The following is a 14,753-nucleotide window of genomic DNA, read 5'->3' on the forward strand; positions in this document are numbered from 1 at the left end:
TAGGGAATGCTTCAAGCATGATGCCTTGCCCAATATTAATTACCCATACGTAGAAAAGCTTAAAAATCTAAATTATCCCGTTGAATCTGACGTAATTAGGTCGAAATTTGCGGTTCATCTACAGGCTCTCGTCCACTCACCACAAGCATGATTACAGCCACAATGATAAGTATAAAGCAGAAGATAAATGAATATCGGTAACCCACGATGCTGGCTACTCCACCCCCAACAAGACTACCAATCAACCTGCCGATAGTGGATGAATTCGAATAGAGTGTGGAAGCATATCCGGGCATACTAGGCAGCAGGTCCTGAATGTAGCTAATTCCAATCGCAGAAATGACGGCGACAAAAACAGCGAGCAAAATTTGTGCTGCAAGCATTTGCCACATCTCGCTCGAGATAAGAATAACGAAATAATAAGCCCCTCCGAAAATAGCCCCGCAAAACACCAAAATTCGGTTACTATACTTTGCACTAAGTAGACCGAGTACAATCATAAAAGGAATTTCCAGCGCAGCACATATACTGCTGACTAAACCGACATGACTTGTCGTTCCCCCAAGATTGACTGTAATAAAGAGAGCCGTGTTTATGCTGCTCATCCAATGAGCCGTATACATGAGTATCATAATGAGAAAAGGAATTAGAATATCCCGGTTTTGAGCCAGTCGGAAACTTTTTATATTCGCTTCAGCATTACTGCTCTTCATTTCTGTGTTTGATTTGAGAAACAGGAAAACAAGCAGAGCAACGAGTAAGAAAGCTCCGATCGTTCCCAGAAAAATCCCCTTAAATCCAATAGCAGCGAGTAATAAAGTGCCGATTAAAGGACCTGTAATAAAGCCGAGAGAGAAAGCAGAACGCAAGGTAGAATTAGCAAACGCACGCTCCGTAAAATGACTCTTTATCACTGCTTCTCTGGAAATAGCGAACAACTGGGGCATTCCTGGTGCACCAAGAGCAGTAAACACGGTCATGTAAATGAACAAAATCGGAAAATCTTGAATAAACAAGTATCCACTAAAGGCCAGGACATTAGAGAGAGTAGAGAAAAGATAAACGCTCTTCCGATTCAAGCCGAGGTCAGAACGTCTTCCGATTAGCGTACTGATCCATATTCCTGCAATTAGTGTAACGGCTAGATAAAGACCAAACATTCCAATAGATACCCCAAGCTGTTCCGTGAAATAAATAGATAAAAAGGGGGTACTGAGTGAAATGCCCATTCCCTGTAGTGCCATACACATAAAGAGTAAAGCATACGAAGGAATGGAAAATAAGCTGATGAATCGATTGATCATAGTGTAAAATTACTCCTCAGAATTTGTTGTTGTGTAATCACCGTACATGACCTTGCTTTATCTCGTCTAATTGCATTTTACTGTTGAATGTTTCACATCCACTCTGGGAAGCAGATAAACGCTACATTCATGGCTGATTAGAATTAATCGTACATCTTTATTATGTACTAAATGACAACACAAACAATATAACATTCGTGCCAAATGCTTGCCTAAACCTATCATAGACTCGTGTGAGTATACAGTAAATAATTATAGGCAGTTTCCCGGAAAAAGGAGCTTCCCTTTTCACTATCAACAGGTTGTTCTTAAGGAAAATCTTATTTGGCATATTAAACCATATAAAATGAAAGAAAATACGGGTGTTATAATTGCTTATAGACACATTTATCCATGCAAAGAATCAAAGTGATTCATGTGTAGTTAGAAACTCTTTTTAAACATGTATCACTCATCATCTATTGCAATACCTGCTGCTTTTAAGTGTCCATAAGTTAGAATTTTTCCGAATTGAGAAGCAAGTTCATTTGGAGTATAAGAAAAATCATTTTTAACCCACCATATTACAATGCCCATAAAAGTAGATGCGATATATTGGAGTAATAATTCCTTTGAAATCTTCAGGGGAGTATTATCCAAGCCATCTTCCACTGTACTTTTTATAATTCCCTCCATTTTTGATTGAAACCCATAAATTCTATTTTCATCGAGTAACAATGCTTTATAAAAGGGGAGATTGCCTTTAATTTTCTCCAGTATGGTTTGCATTAGTTGTTCAAGCATAGAGCCACTTATAGGAGATTTGCTGCTCGAACAAAGTTTGAGTGTACTCTTTAATTCTTCTAACAATTCGTCCATAGATACATTTAATAAATCGGGTTTGTTCTGATAATGAAGGTAAAATGTATTACGGTTTATCATCGCCTTATCGGCAATATCCTGGATCGTAATCCCTTCGTATCCCTTTTCATTAAGAAGTTCTATAAACGCCTTTTTTATCGAATGTTTGGAGCGCAGGATACGCAAATCGGTTTTTTTGTTCATTATGACTCATTCCCTTAACTTTTTTTGTTAGATATACGACATTTGGTCTCAAACTGTATTTTATCTCTCAAAATCAAAATTATTAAACATTGAATGCTGACCTTTTGTTAATCATAATAAACAAAAGATAAATATACAACACGTTGACCATTATTTATCTTACTGATGATTAACTCTAATTAAAGGGGAGATTATTAAATGAAAACGATAGCGATTGTTGGAGCAGGAGCAGGGTTGGGAATGTCCATTGCGAAGAAATTCGGACAACAAGGCTTCCGCGTAGCGCTTATTGCGCGGAATGAAGAAAAGTTGAACCAACTGGTTACTGAATTAGAACAATTGGGAATCGAAGCTGCTTCATTTCAAGCGGACATATTAAACAAAGAACAAATTGAGATGGCATTCGCTGCTATTAAAGAGAAGTACGGATTTATTGATGTTCTTGAATACAGTCCAACGCCGAGTTTTGACACAGTAGCGCCAACACTTGATGTAACTGAAGAAAATGCGGTGTACCAATTTCAATATAATGTTTTAGGTGCTTTATCGAGCGTTCGACAAGTGCTTCCGGATATGTTGGACAAGCAAAGCGGTGCACTGCTATTTACAACTGGAGGCGCTGCAATTCACCCGGTACCGATGATGGGCAATGTCGGAATTGCAATCTCAGGACTTCGCAATTATATCTTTAATTTGAACAGCGAACTTGCCGACAAAGGTGTTTATGCAGGTCACCTTTCGATCGGAATTTGGATGCAACCGAATTCAGGAGTTCAAGACAAGATCGCTGATATTTGGTACGACATGTACATCAAAAGAAACAGAGTAGAAGAGTTTATAACTGAAGATAGAGTGTGAGTTGAATAATTTATTTTGAGGGAGATACAAGAAAAGAATATGAATATCACCATTTTTGGTGCAAGTGGCGCAATTGGACAGCTTGTAACCCAACTAGCTTTGGATCACGGAGATTTCGTTACGGCATACGTTAGAAACCCCAAAAAAATCAGTCTCAAACATCCAAATCTGAAGCTTGTACAAGGGGAACTTTCGAATACTTCAACCATTGAGAAGGCCTTTGTTGAATCGGATGTCGTCATCAGCACATTGGGGCCAGCATCCGATATGTCACGAAAGCTAAAAGGCACGCCAATTGCTGACGGACACGAACTGATTATTAGAACTATGAAGAAACTTAACAAAAAAAGGTTCATTACACTTGCAACGCCAGCTTTGCAATCAGATGACGATAAGAAAAACATGTCCACGATACTTCCAGGTATATTAGCCAAAGTTTTCCTTCCGAATGCTCATGCAGAAATGAAGAAAATGGAAGGGTTGATTAAAGAATCGAATCTGGATTGGACAGTCGTTCGAATTATTAACCCCAATGTTAAATACACAGGGCAGTCTTATGACTATTCATTCGGAGATAAATCAGCTAAATTATCTGTTTCTAGAGAAAATGTTGCCAAATTCATGTACTCTGCCGCTCGTGACAACCAATTGATCAAGAAAATGCCTATTATTTATAACAAATAAGCTCAATGAAAATAGTATTCACTGATTAAGATGGTTATTGAGGGAGGATTCAAAATGAAAATCGAGATATGGTCGGATTATGTTTGTCCATTTTGTTATATTGGTAAACGACGATTAGAGTCTGCACTGGAGCAATTCGCTCATCCAAATGAAGTGGTCATTGAATATAGAAGCTTTGAACTTAACCCCCAAGCATCCATGTACTCAGGCAAAAATATGCATCAGATACTTTCTGAGAAACATGGTATGAGTATCGAGCAAGCGAAAAAGGCAAATACGGAACTTGGACAACAAGCGGCGATGATGGGTCTCGTGTATAATTTCGACCAAATGAAACCCACCAATACGTTTGATGCGCATCGTTTAACCCAATATGCCAAATCTGTTGGTAAAGATCAGGAATTAGCAGAGAAGCTGTTCTATTCTTATTACACGGACGCCAAGCTAATCAGTGATCATGATACTTTGGCAGATATTGCAGAATCAGTTGGAATGAACAGGGACGAGTCAATGGCAGTTCTCCATGATCCCTCCAAATATGCCAGCGAAGTGCGTTCAGATGAAGCTACAGCAAAACAATTAGGGATTACAGGAGCACCTTTCTTTGTCATTGATAGAAAATACGCGATATCCGGCGCACAACCAACTGGGGTATTTATAAATGCTCTTAACCAAGCATCTCAATAGGCAGAACAATAAACCGCCCAAAATCCGTAATGGACTTGGGTGGTTTATTCTTTTTGTCATGACTCAACGAAAGCAGTCTCAAGATCATTAAATGAAGTGACAAAGTTGGATTGTTTTCAATATTGCTACTACATTATTCTATGAAATCCCTATTCCGTGGATTGGTAAGAAAGGAGATTGCAAATCGTTTCTATTGGAACTTCTTAAACGGCTATTATAAAAACAGAGATTTTAATGTTCCTGACTGGAACGAATGGGTAAGCAGCCCCGACATGCATTCAGCCTATAAAGGATGCAATATTCACCTTTATACTGATGCTAGGAAAGAATTATGCTATCAGTGAAATCGTTGATTGAGAGTATCGGAATCGGAGGAGTCTCCAGTAATCTAACGAGAGCTAGGCAAACTGCCGAAATCATTCAGCAATGTTTAGGAGTACCCGTATTCACTGATGAACGTATTAGAGAGATTAATTGCTGCTAATTGAGGGCATCACCGAGGAAGAGCGTATCACTCGTTGGAGAGCAAATTGGCGAGGAAATACCAGTCTGACCTTTCGCTTCGGCAGAAAGTAAACCTAGTTTGAGGACCACTCAGCAAAATAACTCAACGCAACCAAAGATGAAGTGTCTTTGTTGGGTTGATACCGTAATGCAGAAGATAGAAGAGACAAGTAAAGGTACTGTTATTTTAGCAGCTGGTAGATTGTATGGTGCTATTGAAAATTTAAATAAACATGATTGGATTGAATCTGTAGGGTCAAACAAAACAAAACTAAAGAACCAGTCACCGGAGCTCTCAAGCATTAAAGCAATGAATTCGTATACACCACATGCATATACGCAATCACCTTTTTTTAATGAAGATCAGCAACTATATTACCCTTGAATCCAATCCATAGTAACGATAATGGATGATTATGAAGCATTGAGGTTACAGGTGCTCTCAAGAAAAAAATCAATTTCACGCAGGGAGTTTATTCGCAGAGTCGCGGGTACCGAAATTAAACTGAACAGCAATGGGGAGACAGCCCTGAGTTATTTTAATTCCAAATTAAAAAATGACACATTATATTGTTTGGATGAACCGGAGAACAGTATATCTCCTAAAATGCACCTTGAACTTGTCAAAATGATAGAGGAAATGGCTCACTATTGCGGATGTCAATTTATCATTGCAACGCACTCACAATTTTTACTGGCGATGGAGTTTACAAAAATATATGATTTAGAAGCTAATCCAGTCGACATAAAGCAATGGTGGGAATTAGAAAACCCAAAAGTGTACTTTGATTTTTTCAATAAGCATAAAGGGCTGTTTCTACACGATAAGTAGAGAAACAAGATTTGAACAAAAATATATCCGCCGCGTATATTAAAAAAATTTGGAGCTTAATTATTTATCGCTGATTATGCTAACAGGAAACGATAACTCAATAATACCGAGTAAGCAGTTGATCCATGTGATTAGCTGCTTTTCTTCAACAAAGGGCAAGTTGTTTTGAATTACTCGTCTTCATGAAGAGGTACTGCTAAAAATAAAGATTCTCATGAAAGCAAGAAGAAATCTACAAGCTTATCTTTAATGACAGTGCAGTTTGATTGTAGTTTCGTATCCTTGACTTACACTTAACTCTAAGTCATATACTCTGATTAAGCTCTTTGTAAGGAAAACCAGACGAGTTGAGTATCAGGTTAAACTTGGGGAGCTATAGGAGGGAAATGCATTTAATTTGATTGAGGAGGAAAGTGTTTGAATTTCACCATCGGACAGATAGCTGAAAAGATGAACATTTCGGCGTATACATTACGATATTACGAAAGAGAAGGTCTATTACCCTTTGTTAAAAGAAACCAGAATGGCATAAGGGTGTTTGATGAAGCAGACTTAGAATTCTTGCATGTCATATATTGCCTTAAAAACACAGGAATGTCCATTAAAGATATTCGTACGTTTATTGATTGGACCAAAGAAGGTGATTCATCTATACAGAAACGATTCGAAATGTTCGGGCAGAGGAAAGAGGAGGTTGAAAGACAAATAGAAGAGTTACAAGTATACCGAGAATGTATTGAATTTAAATATAACTATTATAAGAGAGCATTGGAAGCCGGAACAGAAGAAATCCATCACAATGATGGAGAAGCACCTAAAATGCCACTGGGAAGATTGGCAAAAATAAGTAAATCGGAGGGATAATGTTATGAAAGTTGTAGTAATTGGTGGTAGTGGTCATATTGGAACGTATCTTTTACCTAAGTTAATCAAAGCCGGGCATGACGTCATTAACATCACTCGTGGTCAAAGCAAGCCCTACAAAGCAGACCCTACATGGGAAGAAGTCAAACCAATGATTCTTGACAGAGATAAAGAATTAAATGGGGATTTCGAGAAGAAAATAGCTGAATTGAATGCAGATATTGTGGTTGATCTAATTAACTTTTCCTTAGGGGAAACAAAACGTATGACGGAAGCACTTAAAAATACGAATTTATCCCATTATTTGTTTTGTTCATCCATTTGGGCTCATGGGAAAGCGACAATCTTTCCGATTGTAGAGGATCAGCCTAAGTTTCCATTGGATGAGTATGGCCTTCAGAAAGCTAAAAGTGAGGAATATTTGCATCACCTTTATCGGCAAGAGAGTTTTCCGGAAACTGTTATCATGCCAGGTCAGATATCGGGTCCGGGTTGGGTGATTATGAATCCTGTTGCTAATCATGATTACATGGTTTTTGGTAAAATTGCACGAGGCGAAGAAATTGCCCTACCGAATTTTGGTATGGAAACATTACATCATGTTCACGCAGACGATGTGGCACAAGTTTTCTTTAATGCAATTAATCATCGTAAGGCAGCTTTAGGAGAGAGTTTTCATGCTGTAGGTGAAGAATCAATTACTCTACTAGGGTATGCTCAAGCTATGTACCGTTACTTTAAGCAAGAGGAAAGAATCAAGTTTCTTTCGTGGAATGAATGGTGTGAATATACGAAGAATCCAGATTATATTGATAGAACATATTATCACATTGCCCGTAGCGGAAATTTTAGCATTGAAAAGGGCAAGCGTCTTATCGGCTATAAACCAAGGTTTACGCTGCTGGAAACCATTGAAGAAAGCGTAGCATATATGTTAGAAAATAACTGGTTTGATTCAGCGAAGAAGTAGATAATAAATTTTTATCTGATCTAAAAGGCCGCTAAACTATTTAATATAATAAAGAAGAGAACTTGTACTGTCGCGGGACAAGAACATAGTTCCATTCAAAGTCGCTATTATAGCGGCTTTTTTGTTTTAAGGAACCAAGTTCTTGTCCCAAGCTGAGGACAAGAACATTGTACCATTGCCGAAAAGGACAAGAACAATGTGTCATTTAGGATTAGGTGATTATCTAAATAGCATCATGATAGAGAGATCTTGTGGCTAGATAAAAGCATATGAATCTAAGACTTCGCTTGTATAACGATTTTTTGGTACCAGGAACTAGGTTTTTCCGACTAAAGGCAATGAATTTGTTGAAGTTTGAAAAGGGGGAAGAACTTGAAATAAATTTCGAGAAGAATCTTTATCTGTTTCATTAAGCTAACGGGCAGTATAGTTCCAGTATGTGGTACTATTTTTTTCAATGATGGGAAAATTGTAGTCATTAAGGAGGAAGGTATGGCGACCACCACAATAGGTCTTATTAGACATGGGGTTACTGAATGGAATAATCTTAGCAAGGCTCAAGGAATATCTGATATACCCCTAAACGAAGAAGGAATAGAGCAAGCAGCTGCATTGGCAAAAAGACTTTCAAGCGAAGAATGGGATGTTATATTCTCCAGTAATCTAACGAGAGCTAGGCAGACTGCCGAAATCATTCAGCAATATTTAGGAGTACCCGTATTCACTGATGAACGTATTAGAGAGATTAATTGCGGACTAATTGAGGGCACCACCGAGGAAGAGCGTATCACTCGGTGGGGAGCAAATTGGCGTGAGCAAAATATTGGTATGGAAGATTTCAAAATGGTCGCAAAGCGAGGTCTAACTTTTCTCGAAAAACTGATTAATGAATATGTTGATAAAAGAATATTAGTTGTAAGTCATGGAGCATTGATTGGGCTGTCATTACAACATCTTTTGCCGCAGCATTTCCAAAAAACGTATATAGATAATGCTTCTTTAACCATTCTTACACACACTAACACCAAGTGGGCATGCCAATTAAATAACTGTACCAAACACCTTTAGCTATTGTGGACTAAGCTAACGGGAAACGTTAGACCAATAAAAATAATAGGGCAGATGATTAACGTGACAGGTTGCCTTTTGTTCATTTAGCTATAACTGGTTTCAATACGAATCTAAGTATGGATTAGAATTACTCTTTAAGATATGACACACTAATAACAGAACAAAGATTCAATTCGCTTCGTGATATGTTTACGGAGCTTTTTAAAATTGTTATTTAAACAGAAAAGTGATAATTCAATTCTTGAGAGTTCATTCGCTAAAAGTTCAGTTATCACAAAATTTTAACCCTGACATCAGCCCGCTTCATGTTGCAAGGGCTATATGGATTTGATTGGTTTATTCGGAAATCTGATACCTGATTCAAAAATGAGTCCTAATGTACCATAAAAATTGCAGTGTTTTTATTATCCTAAGAGAGTCACCGCGATCCTTCTCGATTAGAAGCATACAACGGGGCGAACTTAAGGGGGCGGATTTGAGGTCGGAACATTGCGAACAGAATATTTGGAGAATCCTCAGGGTCTGGATTACGAGATGAAGAGTCTTTATTCAGTGAATGCGCTTTCTTTGAAACAGGACTTCTCCATAGCAGTGATTGGCATGCTTTCTGGATAGAAACGGAAACTGAAGTGGAAATTGAAATGTATAAACCTGCCCCGTATATCCGTAGTTGTAAAGAAGGGACTAGCCCGAGCCAGAGCATGCTTTACTGCGTGTCGCGGGACAAGAACATGGTCCTATTGAAGTCGCTATTTTAGCGGCTTTTTTATTTTATCGGTACAAGTTCTTGTCCCAAGCTAAGGACAAGAACTTGTACCGATTGCCGGAATTGACAAGAACATAGTCCGATTTCCGATTAGATGTATATCTAATTAATACTGAGTACGTATAGCCGATAATAAAATAAGTATTTGGGCATTGGCTAACATTTAGCAAATTTTTCATTTAGAAAATATTCCAATGATATGGTATAACTCTTCTTGCTGTAAAAAAATAGACAAGGGGATACAACATGAGAAAGAAACACAAATTTTGGAATAAGGTAATTAGCTTAATTATTGCTGGCTCCTTAATTTCTACATCATCGCTAAACAATACCACTGCTTGGGGGAACCCCTCAACCGAAAGATCAACGCTTCAAGAAAGCAACACTTCCGATGATTCTAACTTGTCATCCAACAACACTCCAAAAGAGATCGCTTCGCTTCGAAGTGAGAAATCGAAGACATTCGCAAATGAAAACGGAACGTACACAACTCAAATTTCTGAAACTCCCATTCACTATCAAGACTCCTCAAATCAAGAGTGGAAGCCTATTAATAACCGTTTAAACACGACGAGTCAAACGGCTTACAATAATCATCATGAATTCAAAGTAGAAATGAACAAGAAACACTCTGCTACTGACGATTTAGTAGAGATCAAAGAGGATAAATTCAGCATTGGCTTAAACCCCGTATCGGAAACAAATCCGGTAAAAACCACGCAAAGCATATCTAGCACAAAACCTGCAGGGATTGTGACGGATAATGTAATGAAATATAAGGGACTTTATCCCGATACTGATTTAATTTATACCTTGGGAAACGATAGACTCAAAGAAGAGCTTAGACTTAGCAAAAAGCCGACAGGCAAAAAGTCAGTGATTTACTCCTTTGCCTTAACTCTAGGTAATCTGGATTATCGCCAAGAACAGGATGGCTCCGTTTCCTTGATTAACCCATCTAATGGCGATATTGAATATATCATCGATAAACCGTTAATGTATGACTCTTTTATACCCGAAGGTTATCAGCAGGTAGAGGGAGTTAATGCTTTCCCTGAAGAGTCTCTTTCCTACGATATTCACTATGAATTAAAAGAGAAAAAGGGACAGTTATACATTGACGTGATCCCAAGTATCGCTTGGCTTAATGATGCGTCCCGTGTATACCCAGTCATCATCGATCCGACCATTGTTAAATTTCAACCCACATACCGCTTAGCGGATACCAATATACGTAGTGCTTTTCCCAAACAAACTGGAGCAACCGATACGACACTAGGTGTTGGTCTATATAAAGACGCTACTAGCTCTAATGTCATCCGTTCTCTTATTCAGTTTGATACATCGACCATCCCACAGGGGGCAAAGGTATTAACGGCTGACTTGAACCTCTGGTTAGCCTCCGTTTCAAATAATACCAATGTAGATATCACACTAAATAGTGTCAATACAGCATGGACGGAATACTCTGCATCCTGGATGTATGCAGATGCTACAAACTTGTGGAGTAAACAGGGTGGAGATTTCAATGCTTCGCAAGTCGCTACAACTGCTGTCGGGCCGTTAACATCACTTTCAGCAAACTATAAGTGGTCCTTGCCTGCCAATATGCTAGAAAAGTGGATAAATGACCCCGCAACAAACAAAGGTTTTATGTTGAAAAGCAATTCAGAAACAACAAACAGCTACAAGAAGTTTATATCCGGTGATGACACGGCCAATTCGGATTACACGCCGCTTTTAAGCGTGACATACACCTCTGCTAGCCGACTTGGTCTAAAAGATTATTGGACATATGATAGTCATCCGATTGCTAACGGAACTAGTTATACCAATTTGGGCACGGGGAACAATATCATCCAGTTCAATGATTATTCCTTAACGGGTAGAGGAGATACCTCCGTAGATTTCATGCGGACATATAACTCAAAATCTAGCGAATCTTCACCCTTTGGCTACGGATGGTATTATACGGGTGGTGAAACCATCGTAGATGCTTACAAAACCGGAGACGTATTGTTTACAGACCACACTGGATCTGCTTATGAATTCAAATATAACGCATCAAACAATACGTATACGCCTTCAGCGGGCGAATATCTGACACTAAAAAAAGTGAAAAGTAGCTCAGGAGCCACAACTGGTTATGATTTAACGGACAAACATGGATACCTGATGCATTTCGATACGGTTTCTAACGATGATCAAGTAAGCATCACTCAAGCCAAACTCAGTTATGAACAAGATATGCATGGAAACCGAATTACGTATAAACGGAATGGGGACGGAGCACTAACGGGTATAGAGGACCCATCAGGACGTACCATTGCATTTGAATATACTTCAGATGGGTTAGTTGATTATGCCATGCTAGAAGGGCGTAAAACGGATTATACGTATCAGAATGGAAAGTTAGTTACTGTGGATCAGTATAGTGAGGATGGCACTTATAGTCGAACTCAGTTTAGTTATGGTGGCAATTACATTAAAACCATTTTTGACCCGAATAATCGATTAACCACTTATACCTATGATCAAGAGTACTTGGTTAAAGTGCAGGAACCTTCAACGGTTTCGGTTACAGATGCAAGTGATCGGCCGGCAACCCAGTACAAATATGACACCACTGCACGTACAGCAGACGTAACAAATGCAAACGGCCATACGACAAACTATACACTGAACGCTAACTTCGTGGCGGAGAAAATCCAAGATGCCAAAGGTGAAATCACTCAGTTTGTCTTAGATGCAAACTACAATGTCAAGAAAGTAACTAATCCAGATGGAACTGTTGCTGAGCAGACATATGATAGTAAAGGTAATGTTCTAATTCAAATCGATGAAGTTGGAAATGTTACGACATACGAGTACAATGACCTGAACCACGTGGTCAAAGAAATTGACCCTAGACAAAATGTGACTAATTACTCGTATACCGCAGTTGGTGATTTGGAAACCATCGTGGATGCGAAGCAAAAGGTTACGCGTTATGAATATGACACCTATGGAAACTTAAAAAAGACGACGTATCCAGACCAATCGATAGAAACGTACAGCTACGACGATAAAGGTAACGATATCAAATCTGTAATAGATGCAGCAGGAAATACAACAACAGTGACAACAGATACGGTTGGGAATATGATCGCAAATACCGACGGAAATAACAATCGTACCGATTACCATTATGATAAGTTAAATCGTCTGAAAACTGTAATCGATCCGAAGCGAAAAGAGACAACGTATGAGTATGATACAGCCGGAAACTTGACTAAAACGATTAATCCAAAACAGGCTGTAGTTCAGTATGAGTACAATGGGCAAAATCAGTTAATGAAAAAGACAGATGCCATTGGCAAGGTGACAGATAACAAATATGATTCAAATGGCAACCTAATGGAGACCACGACTCCTAATGGGAACACAATCTCTTCAACATTCACGGCTTTGGATCAACTCAAAACTATAAGTATAGATGGGCAACAAAAGTGGTCTTATGAATATGATGAAAATGGATTACTGGTCAATGTAAACAATGGTGCTCGTTCCTTTACGTATAAGCCTGATGGGTTACCTGAAACAGAGGTAGATAGAGGACATCAAAAGTCTTATACCTATAATGCGAATAGTGGACTTCAGGAACTCTCATATGCAACCGGTGCACATTCGTCTACTGTAAGTTATGATTACACCGAGTTAGATCAAGTCAAAAGCATTAGCAAGGATAATCAAAACCTCATTTCTTATCAGTACAATGATATGGCTGCAATGGAACAAGCCGATCGGGCAAACGGAATTGTAACCAAGGCTGTCTACGATACGGGGGAACAGTTGCGCACTTACGGTGATTACTCCAGCACAGGAAGTGTACTTCGCGAGTACGAATACACGTATGACTCTAATGAGAATGTAAAGACAATTCATTCAGAATTAGGAGATACAGCGTATGAGTATGATGCGCTTAACCAACTCGAACAAGAAACTCTACCCGATGGGACAACAATTAAATACCGCTATGACGACGTGGGTAATCGGACACAAAAAGTCGTTGTCACCAATGGGCAGGAGCAAACCACTGTATACGAGCATAATAACGCCAATCAATTAACTTCTGTTAATGGACAATCTTATCAGTATGACAATAATGGAAACCTATTAAACGATGGAAAACAAACGTATATATATGATGTACTGGATCAATTAATTGAAGTGCATGATCAATCTGGTCAGAGAATACAACACTATAGTTATGATGAACAAGGGCGACGTATCCAGTCCATTGGTCAGTCCGGAACGACGAATTTCTTCTATGATGGCGATGAAGTCATCTATGAAACGGATGGAAATAACAAAACACTTCGAGAGTATACGTGGGATGATAGTGGAAGTCCGGTAGCAATGACTAAAGATGGGCATACCTATTATTACCACTTGAACGGTCATGGAGATGTCGTTAGTTTAACGGATCAAACTGGTAACGAAGTAGCACAGTATGAATATGACGCATGGGGGAATATTGTAAATCAGAGCGGCTCGCTTGCGGATGAAAACCCATACCGTTATGCTAGTTATAGATATAATGCAGAGACTGGATTATATTATCTGATGACCAGAAATTATAATCCCCAACTAGGCTCGTTTATTTCTGTAGATGCGGAACAAGATTTAGATCTGGATAATCCGTTGAATAGGAATGGATATAGTTATGGATTAAATAATCCAGTTGCATTTGTGGATGGTGATGGAAATAATCCGTTTATAATATTTGTTATCGTCTTCGTTGTAAAAGTAGTCGCTAAAAAAGTAGTTAAAGCTGCTGTTAAGAAGACTGCGAAAAAGGCAGCTGCTAAGGTGAGCAAAAAAGGCGTTGTATATAAGCGTACTGACAAGAATGGCGGAAAGTATATTGGACAGGCAAAAAGTGATGCCAGATACAAAGCAAGACAGAAAGAACATGACAGAAGTAACCCTCTTGCTGAATATAAATTTAAGGAAGTAGGGCGCGCTAAACCTGGGAAAGACCTGGATGTGCTTGAGCAGAAAAAAATCAACCAATACGGTGGTTTGCAAAAAAATGGTGGAACATTACAAAATAAACGAAATCAGATTAGTGAGAAAAGGTGGAAAGAATATGGTATCAGCCCACCTAAAAAGAAATAGTAAGGGAGA

11 protein-coding genes and 1 pseudogene are annotated in these 14,753 nt (G+C 38.7%); 10 read left to right on the plus strand and 2 right to left on the minus strand.

Annotation, left to right across the window (positions count from 1 at the left end; genetic code table 11):
* Nucleotides 1–95: 95 nt before the first annotated feature.
* Both ACTHPG_RS11070 and ACTHPG_RS11075 read right to left on the minus strand, forming a co-directional pair.
* Nucleotides 96–1,304 carry a sugar efflux transporter gene (locus tag ACTHPG_RS11070; RefSeq protein WP_440389339.1) on the minus strand — a complete coding sequence of 403 codons (1,209 nt, stop codon included), beginning with the start codon at nt 1,302–1,304 and terminating at the stop codon, nt 96–98.
* A gap of 447 nt (nt 1,305–1,751) precedes the next feature.
* Nucleotides 1,752–2,348, minus strand: coding sequence for a TetR/AcrR family transcriptional regulator (locus ACTHPG_RS11075; protein WP_440389340.1), 597 nt, complete (start codon nt 2,346–2,348; stop codon nt 1,752–1,754).
* 198 nt (nt 2,349–2,546) lie between these two features.
* Between ACTHPG_RS11075 and ACTHPG_RS11080 the strand changes: the two genes are divergently transcribed.
* The 10 genes and pseudogenes from ACTHPG_RS11080 (at nt 2,547) to ACTHPG_RS11125 (ending at nt 14,744) form a co-directional block, all read left to right on the plus strand.
* The gene (locus tag ACTHPG_RS11080) at nt 2,547–3,206 is read left to right on the plus strand and encodes an SDR family NAD(P)-dependent oxidoreductase (RefSeq protein WP_440389342.1); all 660 of its coding nucleotides are present in this window, start codon (nt 2,547–2,549) and stop codon (nt 3,204–3,206) included.
* A 39-nt stretch (nt 3,207–3,245) separates the two neighbouring features.
* Nucleotides 3,246–3,890 (plus strand): NAD(P)H-binding protein, encoded by a 645-nt coding sequence (locus ACTHPG_RS11085; RefSeq protein ID WP_440389344.1) that lies wholly within the window; start codon nt 3,246–3,248, stop codon nt 3,888–3,890.
* Between the two features lie 54 nt (nt 3,891–3,944).
* On the plus strand, nt 3,945–4,577 hold the full coding sequence (locus ACTHPG_RS11090; RefSeq protein WP_440389345.1) for a DsbA family oxidoreductase: 633 nt from the start codon (nt 3,945–3,947) through the stop codon (nt 4,575–4,577).
* 331 nt (nt 4,578–4,908) lie between these two features.
* Entirely contained in the window at nt 4,909–5,061 is a 153-nt protein-coding gene (locus tag ACTHPG_RS11095) for a histidine phosphatase family protein (RefSeq protein WP_440389347.1), read from the plus strand.
* A 138-nt stretch (nt 5,062–5,199) separates the two neighbouring features.
* Nucleotides 5,200–5,394, plus strand: a pseudogene (locus tag ACTHPG_RS11100) (hypothetical protein); the annotation flags it as partial.
* A gap of 93 nt (nt 5,395–5,487) precedes the next feature.
* Nucleotides 5,488–5,913 (plus strand): AAA family ATPase, encoded by a 426-nt coding sequence (locus ACTHPG_RS11105; RefSeq protein ID WP_440389349.1) that lies wholly within the window; start codon nt 5,488–5,490, stop codon nt 5,911–5,913.
* A 417-nt stretch (nt 5,914–6,330) separates the two neighbouring features.
* Complete coding sequence (locus tag ACTHPG_RS11110) at nt 6,331–6,777, plus strand: MerR family transcriptional regulator (protein WP_440389351.1); 447 nt, start codon at nt 6,331–6,333, stop codon at nt 6,775–6,777.
* A gap of 4 nt (nt 6,778–6,781) precedes the next feature.
* Complete coding sequence (locus ACTHPG_RS11115; RefSeq protein WP_440389353.1) at nt 6,782–7,747, plus strand: NAD-dependent epimerase/dehydratase family protein; 966 nt, start codon at nt 6,782–6,784, stop codon at nt 7,745–7,747.
* A 492-nt stretch (nt 7,748–8,239) separates the two neighbouring features.
* Nucleotides 8,240–8,815 (plus strand): histidine phosphatase family protein, encoded by a 576-nt coding sequence (locus ACTHPG_RS11120; RefSeq protein ID WP_440389355.1) that lies wholly within the window; start codon nt 8,240–8,242, stop codon nt 8,813–8,815.
* Nucleotides 8,816–9,830: 1,015 nt separating this feature from the next.
* A complete protein-coding gene (locus ACTHPG_RS11125; protein WP_440389357.1) occupies nt 9,831–14,744 on the plus strand; it encodes a DNRLRE domain-containing protein in 4,914 nt (1,637 codons plus the stop codon).
* Nucleotides 14,745–14,753: the final 9 nt, after the last annotated feature.

Origin of the sequence: Paenibacillus sp. SAF-068, from assembly GCF_051967555.1 — a bacterium.
Classification (GTDB): Bacteria; Bacillota; Bacilli; order Paenibacillales; family Paenibacillaceae; genus Paenibacillus.

What these genes read in the sequence shown, in the direction of transcription:
- ACTHPG_RS11080 (WP_440389342.1), top strand. Translation starts at nt 2,547, where the DNA reads ATGAAAACGATAGCGATTGTTGGAGCAGGAGCAGGGTTGGGAATGTCC.
- ACTHPG_RS11105 (WP_440389349.1), top strand. Translation starts at nt 5,488, where the DNA reads ATGGATGATTATGAAGCATTGAGGTTACAGGTGCTCTCAAGAAAAAAA.
- ACTHPG_RS11090 (WP_440389345.1), top strand. Translation starts at nt 3,945, where the DNA reads ATGAAAATCGAGATATGGTCGGATTATGTTTGTCCATTTTGTTATATT.
- ACTHPG_RS11120 (WP_440389355.1), top strand. Translation starts at nt 8,240, where the DNA reads ATGGCGACCACCACAATAGGTCTTATTAGACATGGGGTTACTGAATGG.
- ACTHPG_RS11085 (WP_440389344.1), top strand. Translation starts at nt 3,246, where the DNA reads ATGAATATCACCATTTTTGGTGCAAGTGGCGCAATTGGACAGCTTGTA.
- ACTHPG_RS11115 (WP_440389353.1), top strand. Translation starts at nt 6,782, where the DNA reads ATGAAAGTTGTAGTAATTGGTGGTAGTGGTCATATTGGAACGTATCTT.
- ACTHPG_RS11075 (WP_440389340.1), bottom strand. Translation starts at nt 2,348, where the DNA reads ATGAACAAAAAAACCGATTTGCGTATCCTGCGCTCCAAACATTCGATA.
- ACTHPG_RS11125 (WP_440389357.1), top strand. Translation starts at nt 9,831, where the DNA reads ATGAGAAAGAAACACAAATTTTGGAATAAGGTAATTAGCTTAATTATT.
- ACTHPG_RS11070 (WP_440389339.1), bottom strand. Translation starts at nt 1,304, where the DNA reads ATGATCAATCGATTCATCAGCTTATTTTCCATTCCTTCGTATGCTTTA.
- ACTHPG_RS11095 (WP_440389347.1), top strand. Translation starts at nt 4,909, where the DNA reads ATGCTATCAGTGAAATCGTTGATTGAGAGTATCGGAATCGGAGGAGTC.